This is a genomic window from Trinickia sp. Y13 (assembly GCF_029522115.1).
GTDB lineage: Bacteria > Pseudomonadota > Gammaproteobacteria > Burkholderiales > Burkholderiaceae > Trinickia.
In genome coordinates this window covers 38,995-54,562 of sequence record NZ_JAKWFK010000015.1, presented here as the reverse complement: position 1 = coordinate 54,562, position 15,568 = coordinate 38,995, and the positions used below count along the sequence as shown (strand labels likewise).

Sequence of the window (15,568 nt, the reverse complement as noted above, 5' to 3'; positions counted from 1 at the left end):
ACGAACCGGCCAAAGAGAAAGCGAACCGCCGGACCGCGCGAGCGACCCCGCGCGCGGCCCGAGCGGCGAAGCCGAGCGTTATTCGCCAAGCAGCTTCCACTTGCCGTCGGTGATCTGCACCATCACGCGCCCGCGTTGATCGAGGCCATTGTGGTTGGCCGCCGACGTGTTCATGATCCCGTGCGAAATCGGCAGCTCCTTGATGTTCTCGAGCGCATCGCGCAATGCCGCGCGAAACGCCTCGGTACCGGGTTGAGCCTTCTTCAACGCCTCGGGAATCGCCCGCTGCAACATCTGCCCGGCGTCCCACGCGTGGCCTCCGAACGTAGCGACCGTGCCTGCGCCATAGGCCTTCTCATAGGCTTGCTTATAGGCCAGCGCGGATCGCTTGACGGGGTTGCTGTCCGGCAACTGATCGGCAACGAGAATCGGGCCCGCCGGCAGGATCTCGCCCTCGCAATCCTTGCCGCACACTCGCAGGAAGTCGTTGTTGGCCACCCCATGCGTCTGATAAATCTTCCCCTTGTAACCGCGCTCCTTGAGCTCCTTGGCGGGCAGCGCGGCCGGCGTACCCGAACCCGCGATCAGCACGGCATCGGGATTCGCGCTCATCAATTTGAGCACCTGCCCCGTGACCGACGCGTCGGTCCGGTTGAATTTCTCGCTGGCGACGACTTTCAGGTGATCACCGGTCGCGGCCTTGGCGAACTCCCCATTCCAGCTCTCGCCATAGGCATCGGCAAACCCGATGAAACCGACCGTTTTCACGCCGTGCTTGGACATGTAATCGGCAATTGCATTGGCCATCAGGCTATCGTTCTGCGGCGTCTTGAAAGCCCATTTGCGCTTCTCGTCCATCGGTTCGACGATCTTGGCCGATGCGGCCAGAGAAATCATCGGCGTTTTGCCGGCCGAGACAGGATCGAGCATCGCCAGCGAGTTCGGCGTCACCGAGGAACCGAGGATTACGTCGACGTGATCTTCGTCAATCAGCTTATGCACGTCCTGCACGGCTTTGCCCGTATCGGTGCCGTCGTCGAGCACGATGTATTGCACGCTCTTGCCGCCGATCTCCTTGGGCAATAGCGCCACCGTATTCTTCTCGGGAATGCCGAGCGATGCGGCAGGCCCCGTCGTCGACAGCACGACCCCGATCTTCACCTGCGCGAAGGCCGCCGTCACGGCGCACATCATTGCAACCGCTACACCGCCATGTACCCATTGCTTCATCGTCATTTAGTGATCTCCAGAGGCGTTACGCGAGAAAGCGCGTTGTCGTGGCCGACGCTGCGGCCGGCTGAAAGTAATTATTCTCGAAAATGGATTCGCGAGGCGTGCAGACGCACACCGATCGGCTGAAAGCGATCGCGTTCGTTCGGATGAAACGGTGAAATGAAAATGCTGCGAATAATCGCGCACGCGCAAAGCCGCGGTAAAAGCGCGACGCGCCGGTGCACGCGCCAAATCCAGCGCCCGCGCAACGACGCGCCTGCCGGACCGGAACTGCGATGAGGCAAACGAACCAATCGGTCTGAATGAATATGAATCGGCACGAATCGAACGCGCAAATAAAAAGCGCTGTTGGATTCCCTCCAACAGCGCTTTCGTCCGGGCACTGAGTGCCTCGATTGTCTCCTCGTTCTCCACCTGCAAATTCGGTGCATCAGAACTGAGACGAAGATTAAACAACCCCGTCTCCTGCGACAACCTAGCACTTTCCCTAGTGGTGCATAGCAGCACGCAATTCGCGCATTCATGCATCGGCACATATCGCGCGTGAGTCGCCCCGGGGCACGCATCTAAGCGGAATCGGCCCAGGGCGGGCTCGGGTGCGCACGCCGCCCCCTCGGCGTCCGCGCGCGAGCCCCATGGCGCGGCGCAGCGCAACTGCCCCGCGGGAGCCGTCATCCCCCGCGTAGCGGCCGCACGCGCGCGACGATTTCGCCGACGATGCCGCGCCTGAACGTGAGCACGCAAGCAATGAAGACGATGCCGATGACGATCGTCGTCGAATCTCCGAGCGAGTTGAACCACGCGACGTGCGTCAACGCCGCGAGCGCGCCGCCGATGTCCCCCAAGCGATCTTCGAGCGTGACGACGAGCGCAGCGCCGAGCAGCGGGCCGAACAGCGTGCCCATGCCGCCCACGAGCGTCATCAGGATCACGAGGCCCGACATCGTCCAATAAGCGTCGCCAAGCGTCTCGAAGCCCAGCACGAGCACCTTCAACGATCCGGCCAACCCGGCGATCCCGGCCGACAACACGAAGCCGAGCAGCTTGAAGCGATCGGTGTCGTAGCCGAGCGAGACGGCGCGCGGCTCGTTCTCGCGAATCGCCGTCAGCACCTGGCCGAACGGCGAATGGACGATGCGCACGATCAGCATGAAGGCGAGCACCACGGCGACGAGCAACACGTAATACAGCACCAGATCCGACGATAGGCTCAAGAGGCCAAACAACTTGCCGCGCGGCACGCCTTGAAGGCCGTCCTCACCGCCCGTGAAGGGCGCCTGCAGATAGACGAAATAGACGAGCTGCGCGAGCGCGAGCGTGACCATCGCGAAGTAGATGCCTTGCCGCCGAATCGCGAAGAAACCGACGACGAGGCCGAGCAAGGTCGCCGCGGCCGTGCCGGCAAGCACGCCGAGCTCGGGCGTGAGCCCCATCGACTCGATCGTGTAGCCGGTGAGATAGCCCGCCGTGGCGAGAAACATTGCATGGCCGAACGAGAGCAGCCCCGTGTAGCCGATCAACAAGTTGAACGCGGCGGCGAACAGCGCGAAGCACAGCACCTTCATCACGAACACGGGATAGGCGCCGAGCCACGGGGCTGCGACGAGCCCCACGAGCAAGAGGGCGTAAAGCGCTTTTCTTTGCATTACCGCTCCTTGCCGAAAAGACCCGCGGGACGCACGAGCAACACGATCGCCATGATGACGAAGACGACGGTCGCCGATGCTTGCGGATAGAACACGCGCGTGAAGCCTTCCACGACGCCGAGCATGAGGCCCGTGAGGATCGAGCCCATGATCGAGCCCATGCCGCCAATCACGACCACCGCGAACACGGTGATGATCATCGACTGGCCCATGAGCGGCGAGACCTGGATGACCGGCGCGGCCAACACGCCCGCAAAGGCGGCCAAGGCAACACCGAAGCCGTAGGTCAGCGTGATCATGAGCGGCACGTTCACGCCGAATGCCTCCACGATCTTCGGATTCTCCGTGCCTGCGCGCAAGTAGGCTCCGAGCCGTGTCTTCTCGATCACGAACCAAGTGGCGAAGCAGACGACGAGCGAGGCGACGACCACCCACGCCCGGTAGTTCGGCAGATACATGAAGCCGAGGTTGGTTGCGCCCGCAAGCAGATCGGGCACGTCGTACGGCTGGCCCGACGACCCGTAGATCGAACGGAACACGCCCTCGATGACGAGCGTGAGACCGAAGGTCAACAGCAGGCCATATAGATGATCGAGCCGATAGAGCCAGCGCAGCATCGATCGTTCGATCACCATGCCGAACAGGCCCACCACGAGCGGCGCGAGCACGAGCATCGCCCAGTAGGGCACGCCCAAATAGTTCAAGCCCATCCATGCGAGCATGGCGCCAAGCATGAACAACGCGCCGTGCGCGAAGTTGATCACGTTGAGCATGCCGAAGATCACCGCCAGGCCCAGGCTCAGGATCGCGTAGAACGATCCGTTCACGAGCCCGAGCAAGAGCTGGCTCAGCATGGCCTGCAACGGAATGCCGAAGATATCCATTGAACCTGCCGTCGAAAAGAGAAAGACGCGCGCGGGGTAGCCGCGCGCGCCGCTACTGCGTACCGCGCGAGTCCTAGCTCAAGCCTGTTACTTCCACAGATCGCACTGCGTGTCCTGCTTGGACGTGAACGCTTGATCGCCGGGGATCGTCGCCTTGAGCGTGTAGTAATCCCACGGCTTCTTCGATTCGGCCGGGCTCTTCACTTGGAACAGGTACATGTCGTGGATCATGCTGCCGTCCGCGCGCACGTAGCCCTTCGCGTAGAAGTCGTCGACCTTCTGCTTGTGCAGTTGCGCCATGACCTTGTCCGTATCGGTCGAGCCCACCGCCTTGACTGCGTTCAGATAATCCATCGTCGCCGAGTAGTCGGCCGCTTGCAGGCTCGAGGGCATCTTGCCGGTCTTCTTGTAGTACTTCTCGGCCCATGCGCGCGACTTCGCGTTTTGATCCCAGTACCAGCTGTCCGTGAGCAACAAGCCCTGCGCCGTCGGCAAGCCGACGCTGTGCACGTCGTCGATGAACATCAGCAGCGCGGCGATCTTCATCGATTTCGAAATGCCGAATTCCTTAGCTGCCTTCAACGAATTGACGGTGTCGCCGCCCGCATTGGCAAGACCCAGCACTTGCGCCTTCGACGATTGCGCCTGCAACAGGAACGAGGAGAAGTCCGACGCGGAGAGCGGGTGCAGCGCACGGCCGAGCACCTTGCCGCCGTTTTCTTCGACGACCTTCGTCGTATTGGCGTCGAGCGACTTGCCGAAGGCGTAGTCGGCCGTGAGGAAGTACCACGTCTTCAAGCCCTGCTTCACGATCGCCGTGCCCGTGCCCTTGGCCAGCGCCGTCGTGTCGTACGCGTAGTGAATCGTGTACGGCGTGCACTGCTTGTTGGTCAAGGCATCGGTGCCCGCGCCGATCGAGATGTACGGCCGCTTCTTCTCCTTGATGACGTCGTTCATCGCCAGGCCCGTCGCCGAGTTCGTGCCGCCGATGAGCAAATCGAGGCCCTCGGTGTCGATCCATTTGCGTGCGGTCGAAGCAGCGATGTCGGCCTTGTTCTGGTGATCTTGCTTCAACAACCGGATCGGCAGTCCGTTGACCTTGCCGCCGAAATCGTCGATCGCCATTTGAATGGCGGTCGCCCCGCCGTTGCCGTCGATATCGGCATAAAGACCCGACAGGTCGGTGATGAAGCCGATCGTGACTTGATTCTCGGCGGCTGCGGCCTGCTGCGCCGCCATCGCGGCGGCAAGGGCGGTTGCGGTGATGGCGAGAGTGCGAACAGCGCTTGCGAGCAACTTGGTCCTCATTGGTATCTCCTTCTTCGCTTATGGTTGTGCGTGCAACTGTTTTCCCAGCATGCGGTACGCCGAAGCGGCCCGCACAGCATATGCTTCGCGCTTCACACGCCCAGCAGATCGTGCAGCACCGGCATCTTGCTTTCTAATTCGCTTGCGACGAAATGCTCGACGATGCGGCCGTGCTCCATGACATAGAAGCGATCGGCCAGCGGCGCCGCAAAGCGGAAATTTTGTTCGACCATGACGATCGTGTAGCCGCGCGACTTCAATGCGAGGATCATGCGCGCCAGCGCTTGCACGATCACCGGCGCGAGACCTTCGGAGATCTCGTCGAGCAGCAGCAAGTTCGCTCCCGTGCGCAAGATGCGCGCCACGGCCAGCATCTGTTGTTCGCCGCCCGAAAGCCGCGTGCCCTGACTCATGCGGCGCTCTTTCAGGTTCGGGAACATCTCGTAGATCTCGTCGATCGACATGGCGTTGCCGCTTGCCCCCACCATCGGCGGCAGCAGCAGGTTCTCTTCGCACGACAGGCTAGAGAAGATCGCGCGCTCTTCTGGGCAATAGCCGACGCCGCAATGCGCAATCTTATGGGTGGGAAGTTGAATCGTCTCGCGCTCGCCGATCAGCACCGATCCCGTGCGCCGGCCCGTGAGGCCCATGATCGCGCGCAGCGTCGTCGTGCGTCCCGCGCCATTGCGGCCGAGCAAGGTCACGACTTCGCCTCGGCCCACCCTCAAATCGACGCCGTGCAGGATGTGCGATTCGCCGTACCATGCCTGCAAGCCGGTGATGGTCAATGCGGCCGGGCCGTCCGCGACCGCATGCTCTGCGCCGCTCGCTTCGATGTTTTCGCGCTCGGCGTGGTTCATCCGTGGGCTCCGGTCAACGCCGCATCCGCACTGCCCATATAGGCCTGCATCACGAGCGCGTTCTTCGATACTTCGGCGTAGCTGCCTTCGGCCAGCACTTCGCCGCGTTGCAGGACGGTGATCGTATCGGAGATGCCCGCGATCACGTTCATGTTGTGCTCGACCATCAGGATCGTGCGGCCCGCCGATACCTTCTTGATCAGCGCGGTCACGCGGTCGACGTCTTCGTGGCCCATGCCTTGAGTCGGCTCGTCGAGCAGCATCAGCTCGGGCTCCATCGCCAACGTCGTCGCAATTTCCAGCGCGCGCTTGCGGCCGTACGACAGCTCGACCGTGCGCGTATCGGCGAAATCGGTCAAGCCCACTTGCTCGAGCAATGCGCGCGCACGATCGTCGAGCCGATTGAGCGTGCGTTCGCTGCGCCAGAAGTGATAAGCCGTGCCGAGCGAGCGCTGCAAGCCGATGCGCACGTTCTGCAAGACGGTCAAGTGAGGAAAGACGGCCGAGATCTGAAACGAGCGGATGATGCCGCGCCGCGCGATTTGTGCGGGACGCTCGCGCGTGATGTCGACGTTGTTGAAGACGATCTGCCCGGCGCTCGGCTCGAGAAACTTCGTCAACAGATTGAAGCAAGTCGTCTTGCCCGCGCCGTTGGGCCCGATCAACGCATGGATCGAGCCGCGACGCACTCGCAGGTTCACACCGTTCACGGCCGTGAAGCCCTTGAACTCTTTGGTCAGCCCGCGCGTTTCTAAAATCGTGTCGCCGAGAATCATGTCCCCTTCCATGCGAAGTCAGGCAAAACACTGCATCGGCACGCGCCTGGTTTAGCGCGTTGCATCGTAGTGCCTTGGCCGATGCGCCCCACGGTTATCGGAGCGCACGCCGGTTTTGGCATGGTGCATCATTGCGGAGAGGTCGGCCCCGCCCCATGCGGCATCGCGCATTGTCTCCCCATTGATGCAGCGCAATCATTGGGATTTGCACTAGTGCTTAATTGTCTCGTCAAGCAACGCCAAGGCGCGCGTGTTGCTCAACATGTGCATCGTTTGTGCTTCGCATTGATCCACGCGCTCGTCACATCGCTGTCACGATCGGGGAGGCAGCGTTCGCGCGTGCCAACCGCGCCCGCTCGCGACGATCGGCGCGGATCATGTCGCTCCCGCGCTCGGCAATCATCAGCGTGGGCGAATTCGTGTTGCCCGAGGTGATCGTCGGCATGACCGACGCGTCGACCACCCGCAAGCCCGCCACGCCCAGCACGCGCAACCGCGTATCGACCACGGCGCCGGGATCGTTGCTCGTACCCATGCGGCATGTTCCCACCGGATGAAAAATCGTCGTGCCGATGTCGCCGGCCGCGCGCGCCAACTCTTCCTCTGTTTGATACTGCGGCCCGGGCAGAATCTCTTCCGGGAAATAGCGCGCGAGCGCGCTCGCTTGCACGATCCGGCGCGTGAGCCTCAGCGCGTTGGCGGCGACATGGCGATCGTAGTCGGTAGACAGGTAATTGGGCGCGATCGCCGGCGCAGCAAACGGGTCGGCCGATGCGATGTGAATGCTGCCGCGCGAAGTCGGCCGTAAATGACAAGCCGATGCCGTGAAGGCGTTGAAGCGATGCAATGGCTCGCCGAAGCGATCGAGCGACAGCGGCTGCACGTGATATTCGATGTCGGGCCGCGTGATCGACGCATCGTTCTCGGCCGACTTGGCGAACGCGCCCAATTGCGACGGCGACATCGACATCGGCCCGCTGCGCCACAACGCGTACTGCATCGCGATCAGCATCTTGCCCCACCAATGCGCCGACATCGTGTTGAGCGTGCGCACGCCGCGCACCCGATACGCCATCCGCAATTGCAAGTGATCTTGCAAGTTCTCGCCGACGCCGCGCAAGTCATGCACGACCTGGATGCCCAGCCGCTGCAGACGCGCACCGTTGCCGATACCGGAGAGCTCGAGCAGTTGCGGCGAATTGACGGCGCCCGCCGCCAACACGACTTCGATGCGGGCCTGAGCGACGAACTCGCGCTCCCCCGTCGCGCCGCCCCGGTAGGCCACGCCCGTGCAGCGCTTGCCATCGAACGTCAGCCGCCGCACTTGCGCGCCGGTCACCACCGTCAAGTTCGGTCGCTCGAGCGCGGGCCGCAGGAACGCCTTCGACGCATTCCAGCGAATGCCGCGTTTCTGATTGACTTCGAAATAGCCCACCCCGCTATTGTCGCCGCGGTTGAAATCGTCCGTTGCGGGGATACCGGCCTCTTGCGCGGCTTGCCTGAACGCTTCGAGCACCTTCCATTTCAAGCGCTGCTTCTCGACGCGCCACGGCCCGCCCGCGCCATGCCAGGCATTGGCCCCGCCATGGTGGTCTTCGCTGCGTTTGAACACCGGCAACACTTCGTCCCAGGACCATGCCGGATCCCCCGTCACGCGCGCCCACTCGTCGTAGTCCTCGCGCTGGCCGCGCATGTAGATCATGCCGTTGATCGACGAGCTGCCGCCGAGGACTCTGCCGCGCGGATAAGACAGCGCGCGGCCATTCAGCCCGCGCTCTTGTTCCGTCCGATAAAGCCAATCGGTACGCGGGTTGCCGATGCAATACAAATAACCGACCGGCACGTGAATCCAGGCGTAGTCGTCCTTGCCGCCCGCCTCGATCAACAGCACGCTCACGTCGGCATCTTCGCTCAGCCGGTTCGCGAGCACGCACCCGGCCGTTCCCGCGCCCACGATCACATAGTCGAACTGGCCTTCGAACATCGTTTCGCTTTTCATGGCAGCCTCGGCGAGCACTATTTCGAAAGGAAGCGTACCCGCCAACGCGCCGGCAAATCCAATGAGTTCTCGTGAACTGCGATATAAGGCGCGCTAATATCACGTTCATGGACCTCACTCTGCTTCGCGCCTTCGTCACGGTGGCGCGTCTCGGCAATCTCACGCGCGCGGCCGCTCAGCTTCATCTGACGCAGCCGGCGGTCAGCCTCCAAGTGAAGAACTTGCAGGAAGCGCTCGGTGTGACGCTCTTCTCGCGCACCTCGCACGGCTTGACGCTGACACGCGATGGCCAAGCGCTGCTGCCGCATGCCGAGCGCGCACTGGCTGCCGCGGGCGACGTCGAGCGGGCGGCCTCGGCGCTGCGCCAGGAAGTGCGAGGCCGCTTGCGCATCGGCACGATCCTCGATCCGCAGTTCTTGCGGTTGGGGGGCTTTCTGAAGCAACTCGTGGAAACTTATCCTCAGCTCGAAACGGCGCTGCGTCATGGCATGTCGGGATGGGTGCTCGAGCAAGTGCGCGCGCGAGAACTCGACGTGGGGTATTACATCGGCCGGCCCGCCGACGATGGCACGACCGAAGGTCTCTTTCACGCGGCGATGCTCACGCGCTTCCAATATCGCGTGCTTGCGCCCGCGGGATGGAAAGAGCGTGTGGGGCGCTCCGCCGATTGGCGCGCACTTGCCGCGCTGCCGTGGATCTGGACGCCTCCGGCCTCGGCCCACAACAGGCTGCTCACACGCGTGTTTGCGCAGGCGGGCGTCGAGCCGGTGAAGGTGGCCGAAGTCGACCAGGAAACGTCGATGCTCGATCTCGTGAAATCGGGCGTGGGCCTTTCGCTCGCCCGCGATGCGATCGCAATTGCCGAAGCGCACACGCATGCGCTGACGATCGTCGAAGACGTGACGGTGCCCACCGAACTCACGTTCGTCGCATTGGCCGCGCGCATGGAAGAGCCCGCGATCGCCGCGGCGTTCAAGCTCATCGAAGCGCAATGGGCCGTGTAAGCGCGAACGCCGCGATTTGCGCGACGCACGGTAGCGCTTTTTGTTAGATTAGCGCTTCGCGCCCCGCTCCTCGAACCGGTGCGCGTTTCTTTCTTCGCTTCGCATTTCTCGTTCTCGTTTCGCGCTTCTCGTTGTCCGCACGCGATTGCCGGTGCGTCCTCCCCTTGGCCGCATCGATCCGTTCGCCGATCGGTCCGATCAATCCGATCAATCCGACCGGTCGGCGCCCCGCCCGTCTTACCCTACGTTTGCATAGGAGCCCGACATGGCACGCAACATCGAACTCAAAGCGCGCGCCCGCGCATTCGACGAGCTGCGCGAGCGCGCCGCCTCGCTCGCCGACGACGCCCCGCTCATCTTTCGCCAGCAAGATTTCTTTTACGACGTGCCGCGAGGCCGGTTGAAGCTGCGGCAGTTCGACGACGGCACACCCTCCGAATTGATCTTCTATCAACGCGACGATAAGGAGGGGCCGAAAGCGTCGTACTACACGCGCAGCCCGGTGACGAACCCGGAAGCGATGCATGCCTTGCTGGCCACTGCGCTGACGACGCGCGGCATCGTCACGAAGGAGCGCCACGTCTATCTCGCCGGGCGCACGCGCATTCACTTGGATCGCGTCGACGGCCTGGGCGATTTCGTCGAACTCGAAGTCGTGCTTCAGCCGGAAGACGACGAAGCGGGCGGCACCGCCGAAGCGCACGCAGTGTTCGCCAAGCTTGGCGTGCCGCAGACCGATCTCGTGGCGCTCGCCTATGTCGACCTGCTCAACGAGTTGGGAGCGCGTGCCGCCTGAGGGCTGAGCGCGCCCAGCCCGGCGCGCTATCGGCTCAAGCGGACGCCGCGCCCGGCGACAGATGCGCGAGCGGTAGCGCGCCGTTGCGCTTGAATGTCGTCAAGACGATATTCGAGCGCACGCTGTCCACGCCCGGCACGCGCATGAGCTTCTTCATGACGAACGACGAAAACGCGCTCAGATCGGGCGCGACGATGCGCAGAAGATAGTCGGCGTCGCCCACCACCGCGTGACATTCCAACACCTCGGGCAACGTGTCGATTTGCTGCTGGAACTGTTCGACGATCGAATCGCCATGGTGCTTGAGCCGCAAACTGGTAAACGCCGTGACGCCGAGCCCGAGCTTTTCGGGGCGCAGCACGACGCGATAACCGTCGATCACGCCGAGCGCTTCGAGCCGCTGCACGCGACGGCCTATTTGCGATGCAGAGAGCGGGACGCGCTCACCGAGTTGCTGATGGGTTGCTCGGCCGAAGCGCTGTAAGACTTCCAGCAAAGCTAAGTCGAAGTGATCGAGGTCGAGCATGATTTTTTTCCGCGTCGGTACACTTATGTACGCGCGATTATCGCACTGCATCACTCATTTATGCACTTTCAATGCATCCACACACATCGCACCCTTCTCGAAGGCAATGCCCCTATGACGCCGCTGAGGGCCTCAGCGTCCTCGGCGCGATTGTGAAAGAATGGCCCGATGGGCATCGGCCGTGCGATACGACGCGGTTCGGCGTTGCCGGTCAGCCCGGCTCATGGATGAAAGGAGGTGACGCAATGATCCACAAATTGACTTCCGAGGAACGTGCGACAGCGCTCGCTAGTCTGCCGGGCTGGCAGGCCGTCGCCGGCCGCGACGCGATCCACCGCCAATTCAAGTTCGCCGATTTCAACGAGGCTTTCGGTTTCATGACACGCGTCGCACTCAAGGCGCAGGAGATGAACCATCATCCGGAATGGTTCAACGTCTATCACACCGTCGACATCACGCTGAGCACGCACGAAGCGAACGGCGTGACCGAGCGCGACGTCGAATTGGCCAGGTTCATCGATGGCGCCGCGCGCGCCATCCACAGCGGCTAACGCCCGCCGCAGCCCGCGCGCGGACCCTCATCCTTGGATGGCGCGCCGGTATTGTTCCCAGGCATCGCGAGCGACCGGGTCCAACCCGTCTGCCGGCACGCTGGCCTGACGCTGTACAATCATTAGCGCATACGGCTTGGAGAGCGCGCTAGCCTCCTTGCACAAGCTGAGCTCGTCGCCGCTCGCAGGCGAGCGGGTGCGCCAAAAGTTGATCGCGGCTTCTAGTTCGTTGATCGTGATCTCGGACATGGTTCGTGATGTTGGCCTGGGGCGCCTGACTGAGCTTTTTCTTGCAGCGGCAAGCTCGCTGTGTGGCCAAGAAGGCATCGCCGGTCGGCGTTGCTAGACATGCGTAACTCATTGTACTTGAGCGAATTCCATGCGACTCCTCCTCATCGAAGACGACCGCCCCATCGCGCGCGGCATCCAAAGCAGCCTCGAACAAGCCGGGTTCACCGTCGACATGGTTCACGACGGCATCTTCGCTGAACAGGCGCTCACGCAAAACCGGCACGAACTCGTGATCCTCGATCTGGGCTTGCCCGGCGTCGACGGCATGACGCTGCTCTCGCGCTTCAGGCAAGCGAACCGCCACACGCCCGTGATCGTGCTGACCGCGCGCGACGAACTGAATGACCGCGTGCAAGGCCTGAACGCCGGCGCCGACGACTACATGCTCAAGCCGTTCGAGCCCGCCGAGCTCGAGGCTCGCATCCGCGCCGTCATGCGGCGCAGCGGGCCGCACAGCGATACGCCGCGGCCCGAAGTTTCGCTGGGCGGCGTACGTTTGTCCGGCGTCGATCGCCGCATTTTCAACGACGACAAACCGCTCGAACTTTCGCCGCGCGAATTCGCCGTGCTCGAAATGCTGTTGCTGCGCCACGGCCGCGTCGTGAGCAAGGCGCAGTTGCAGGATCATCTGACGCACTTCGGCGGCGACCTCGGCGATACGGCCATCGAAGTGTACGTGCATCGCGTGCGCAAAAAGCTGGAAAATTGCCGCGTGGAAATCGTGACCGTGCGCGGTTTCGGTTATCTGCTACAAGAAATCCGTCCCGCGTCGTAACGAGCGCGCTCGCGCGCGGCCAGCGCCCGCCAATAGCGGCCGCGCGCAGTCTGACTGCCAGCCGCAGGCGCGGCGCGCGAGCCTCTTGTCCCATACCTTCGATCGATCGCCATGCCGCCAGTCGCTGCGACCAGCCTGCGCCGTTCGCTTTTGCGACGGCTTGCCGCGCCGCTGTCGATGCTGGCGTTGATGAGCGGCCTCATCGCCTACTGGCTCGCCTGGCAATACACGCAGCACGTCATCGACCGCTCGCTGTCCGATCTGGCAACGGCGATCTCGAAGCAAGTTCAACTGGCCGGGCCGAACGCCCGTTCGACCGTCCCGCCGCTCGCGCAGGCGATGTTCTCCGATCCCAGTGACAATCTGATCTACCGGATCAGCGACGGCGAGCATGAGATCGCCGGCGAGCCGGCGCTGCCGCTGTTCGGCACGCGCGTGAGCGAGCAGCGCGCGGCCTTCGTATTCGAAGCGCAGTACGCGGGCAAACATGTGCGCGTGGCGCAGGTACGCGTGCTGCAGGACATCGGCGACCCGATCATCGTCGAAGTGGCTCAGCCTCTACAGCATCGCTATCGCATCGCGGCCGAGTTTCTCGTCGCCATCATGATGCCGCTGCTGCTCTTGCTGCTCGCAGGCTGGGGCATCGTCTGGCGAGTGGTCAATCAGCAGCTCAATCCGTTGACCGTGCTTGCCGATTCGCTGAACAAGCAGACGCATATGTCGCTCGAGCCCGTCGACGAAACCTACGTCCCGGTCGAAATCCAGCCGTTGACGAGCGCAATGAACGCACTGCTCGTGCGGTTGAAGAGCGCTTTGGAAGCGCAAAGAAAATTCATTGCCGACGCCGCGCATCAACTGCGCACGCCGCTGACCGCGGTCAAGCTCCACGCGGAGCAAGCGGTCACCGCACGCGATCCGAGCCAGACGCTCGTTGCCGTGCGGGAAGTGCGCGCGGCAGCCGATCGCGCGGTACGCCTGTCCAACCAATTGCTCTCGCTCGCTCGCGCCGAGCCCGGTGAACAAACGGCGCGCTTCACAGAACTGGACATCGCCGTGCTCGCGTTCGAAACGGGCGCGGAATGGGTGCCGCGCGCGTTGGCCGCGCACGTCGATCTAGGCTTTCAGCGCTTGGACGATCCCACAAACGACAAACCGCTGCTCGTGCGCGGCAATGCGGTGTTGCTGCGTGAAGTGATCGCCAATCTGCTCGATAACGCGCTCAAGTACCTGCCGTCGGCGCGCGTCGCGGGCGCCAATGTGACCGTGAGCGTGAACGAAGCGAGCGACGAGCAGGGCGTACGGTTTGCGGAAATCGCGGTGGAAGATAACGGCTCCGGCGTGCCGGCGGCCTTGCAAGCCGATTTGTTCAAGCGGTTCTTTCGCGGCGACCGGCACGATACGGCCGATACCAGCGTGGATGCAGGCGCAGGCCTAGGCCTTGCCATCGTCCACGACATCATGAGCTTGCACGGCGGCAGCGTGCGCTACGAGGACGCGACGGGTGGCGGCGCGCGATTCGTATTGCGCGTCCCGCTGACCACCAACACGGACGTAGAACGAACGGCGAGTGCCGGCGCCCATGCGCCCCTCGGCTAGCTCGAGCGCCTTTCTTTCTTCTTTTTCTTCGGGCTGTCCTTGGGCGCGAGCATCGTTCCCCGGCACTTGCGTGCGCCGCAGTGGCACGCATATTCCTTCTTGAGCTTCTTGGTCTGGCGCGCATCGATGACGAGGCCGTAGTCGTAAAACAACTCCTCATCGGCCGGGATATCGCGCAACGCGTGAATGAAAACGCGGCCGTCGACCTCTTCGGCCTCGCAATTGGGCGCGCACGAATGGTTGATCCAGCGCGCGCTGTTGCCGCCGATTTTGCCATCGATGACGCGCCCGTCCTCGAGCGCGAAGTAGAACGTGTGATTGGGCTCGGCGGGATTGTGGGGGTGCCGCCGCAATGCTTCCTTCCACGAGATGCGCTCACCCTTGTATTCCAGCAGACGCTCACCCGCCTTGAGCGGCACGGCAGCAAAGACGCCTTTGCCATGCACGCCGGACTGGCGCACGACCAACTTGCGTGAACTCATCGATCAATCCTCAGAAAAGCCTGGATGCCGCCAGCGCGGCATTGCGTTCGAAAATTTCGCAATCTTAACTCCGCGCCGGCGCGAGCGCGTCGAGCCATTCGCCGAACGCCGCGTACGCCGCTCGCTCCAACGCTGGGCTCAAGCGCTCCGTATCGGCGCGCAATTGCTTAGCGTCGATCCCAGGCGTCGACTCGATCTCGTTCGCATGACCGATCAACCACCGCTCGAAGCGGTCGCCTCGGATTTCAGGATGACACTGCAACCCGAGTACGTTCGCCCCCCAGGAAAACGCTTGATTCTCGCAAACGTTCGTTGACGCGAGCCGCACCGCATCGGCCGGCAAATCGAAGGTATCGCCGTGCCAGTGCAGCATCGACGTGTGCGCGCCGTCGAAATGACGCATCGGCGAATTGCGCCCTGCCTCGGTCAAGGTGAGACCGGACCAGCCGATTTCCTTGCGCCCCAAGGCATGGACGCGCGCGCCGAGGACACGGGCAATCAATTGCGCGCCAAGGCAAATGCCAAGCGTCGGTAGACCGGCCGCAATCCTTTTTTCGAGCAATGCGAGCAGGGGCTTGAGCGTCGGATACGACGCATCGTCGAAGGCGCAGATGGGACCACCCAGAATGACGGTGAGCGCCGGGGCCTCGGGGTTCGGCGCCTCGACACGGGCGAGACCGACGTCGAGATAGCGCACGAACCACGCGCGCTCGCCTAACACTTGCTCTAGGCTACCGAGATCCTCGAAATGGACATGACGCACGGCGAGCACTTCGCGATTCATCGAATCCTCATGGCAAGAGGACGGCCCGGCGGCTAACGCGCGGCGTTGGGCGCCGTA

Annotated in this window: 16 protein-coding genes; 5 read left to right on the top strand and 11 right to left on the bottom strand. The window is 63.0% G+C overall.

Features of this window, described 5'->3' with window-relative positions:
• Window positions 1–78: 78 nt before the first annotated feature.
• The 7 genes from MMB74_RS22335 to MMB74_RS22305 form a co-directional block, all read right to left on the bottom strand.
• Complete coding sequence (locus tag MMB74_RS22335) at window positions 79–1,236, bottom strand: ABC transporter substrate-binding protein (RefSeq protein WP_277430843.1); 1,158 nt, start codon at window positions 1,234–1,236, stop codon at window positions 79–81.
• A 668-nt stretch (window positions 1,237–1,904) separates the two neighbouring features.
• The gene (locus tag MMB74_RS22330; RefSeq protein ID WP_277430842.1) at window positions 1,905–2,879 is read right to left on the bottom strand and encodes a branched-chain amino acid ABC transporter permease; all 975 of its coding nucleotides are present in this window, start codon (window positions 2,877–2,879) and stop codon (window positions 1,905–1,907) included.
• On the bottom strand, window positions 2,879–3,763 hold the full coding sequence (locus MMB74_RS22325; protein ID WP_277430841.1) for a branched-chain amino acid ABC transporter permease: 885 nt from the start codon (window positions 3,761–3,763) through the stop codon (window positions 2,879–2,881). Before MMB74_RS22325 ends, MMB74_RS22330 begins: the two co-directional genes overlap by 1 nt.
• A gap of 87 nt (window positions 3,764–3,850) precedes the next feature.
• Window positions 3,851–5,071 carry an ABC transporter substrate-binding protein gene (locus tag MMB74_RS22320; protein ID WP_277430840.1) on the bottom strand — a complete coding sequence of 407 codons (1,221 nt, stop codon included), beginning with the start codon at window positions 5,069–5,071 and terminating at the stop codon, window positions 3,851–3,853.
• 92 nt (window positions 5,072–5,163) lie between these two features.
• A complete protein-coding gene (locus tag MMB74_RS22315; protein WP_277430839.1) occupies window positions 5,164–5,931 on the bottom strand; it encodes an ABC transporter ATP-binding protein in 768 nt (255 codons plus the stop codon).
• Window positions 5,928–6,707: an ABC transporter ATP-binding protein gene (locus tag MMB74_RS22310; RefSeq protein ID WP_277430838.1), complete on the bottom strand. Its 780-nt coding sequence runs from the start codon at window positions 6,705–6,707 to the stop codon at window positions 5,928–5,930. The genes MMB74_RS22315 and MMB74_RS22310 overlap by 4 nt, the downstream gene beginning before the upstream one ends.
• A gap of 301 nt (window positions 6,708–7,008) precedes the next feature.
• Complete coding sequence (locus MMB74_RS22305) at window positions 7,009–8,706, bottom strand: GMC family oxidoreductase N-terminal domain-containing protein (RefSeq protein WP_277430837.1); 1,698 nt, start codon at window positions 8,704–8,706, stop codon at window positions 7,009–7,011.
• A gap of 107 nt (window positions 8,707–8,813) precedes the next feature.
• Here MMB74_RS22305 and MMB74_RS22300 point away from each other — a divergent pair, with 107 nt between their 5' ends.
• Window positions 8,814–9,710, top strand: coding sequence for a LysR family transcriptional regulator (locus MMB74_RS22300; RefSeq protein WP_277430836.1), 897 nt, complete (start codon window positions 8,814–8,816; stop codon window positions 9,708–9,710).
• Between the two features lie 265 nt (window positions 9,711–9,975).
• Window positions 9,976–10,506, top strand: a complete 531-nt coding sequence (locus MMB74_RS22295) for a class IV adenylate cyclase (protein WP_277430835.1) — start codon at window positions 9,976–9,978, stop codon at window positions 10,504–10,506.
• Window positions 10,507–10,540: 34 nt separating this feature from the next.
• Here the strand turns inward: MMB74_RS22295 and MMB74_RS22290 are convergent, their stop codons facing one another.
• Window positions 10,541–11,032, bottom strand: a complete 492-nt coding sequence (locus tag MMB74_RS22290; protein WP_277430834.1) for an Lrp/AsnC family transcriptional regulator — start codon at window positions 11,030–11,032, stop codon at window positions 10,541–10,543.
• Between the two features lie 245 nt (window positions 11,033–11,277).
• Between MMB74_RS22290 and MMB74_RS22285 the strand changes: the two genes are divergently transcribed.
• Complete coding sequence (locus MMB74_RS22285) at window positions 11,278–11,583, top strand: 4a-hydroxytetrahydrobiopterin dehydratase (protein WP_277430833.1); 306 nt, start codon at window positions 11,278–11,280, stop codon at window positions 11,581–11,583.
• Window positions 11,584–11,610: 27 nt separating this feature from the next.
• Here MMB74_RS22285 and MMB74_RS22280 read toward each other — a convergent pair whose 3' ends face one another.
• Window positions 11,611–11,832, bottom strand: a complete 222-nt coding sequence (locus MMB74_RS22280; protein WP_277430832.1) for a DUF3717 domain-containing protein — start codon at window positions 11,830–11,832, stop codon at window positions 11,611–11,613.
• A 130-nt stretch (window positions 11,833–11,962) separates the two neighbouring features.
• Here MMB74_RS22280 and MMB74_RS22275 point away from each other — a divergent pair, with 130 nt between their 5' ends.
• Together MMB74_RS22275 and MMB74_RS22270 are read left to right on the top strand one after the other, a co-directional pair.
• Complete coding sequence (locus tag MMB74_RS22275; protein ID WP_277430831.1) at window positions 11,963–12,649, top strand: response regulator transcription factor; 687 nt, start codon at window positions 11,963–11,965, stop codon at window positions 12,647–12,649.
• A 111-nt stretch (window positions 12,650–12,760) separates the two neighbouring features.
• Window positions 12,761–14,245 (top strand): sensor histidine kinase, encoded by a 1,485-nt coding sequence (locus MMB74_RS22270; protein ID WP_277430830.1) that lies wholly within the window; start codon window positions 12,761–12,763, stop codon window positions 14,243–14,245.
• Here the strand turns inward: MMB74_RS22270 and MMB74_RS22265 are convergent.
• A complete protein-coding gene (locus tag MMB74_RS22265) occupies window positions 14,242–14,727 on the bottom strand; it encodes an SET domain-containing protein-lysine N-methyltransferase (protein ID WP_277430829.1) in 486 nt (161 codons plus the stop codon). The genes MMB74_RS22270 and MMB74_RS22265 overlap by 4 nt on opposite strands.
• A 64-nt stretch (window positions 14,728–14,791) precedes the next feature.
• The gene (locus tag MMB74_RS22260) at window positions 14,792–15,511 is read right to left on the bottom strand and encodes a glutamine amidotransferase (RefSeq protein ID WP_277430828.1); all 720 of its coding nucleotides are present in this window, start codon (window positions 15,509–15,511) and stop codon (window positions 14,792–14,794) included.
• Window positions 15,512–15,568: the final 57 nt, after the last annotated feature.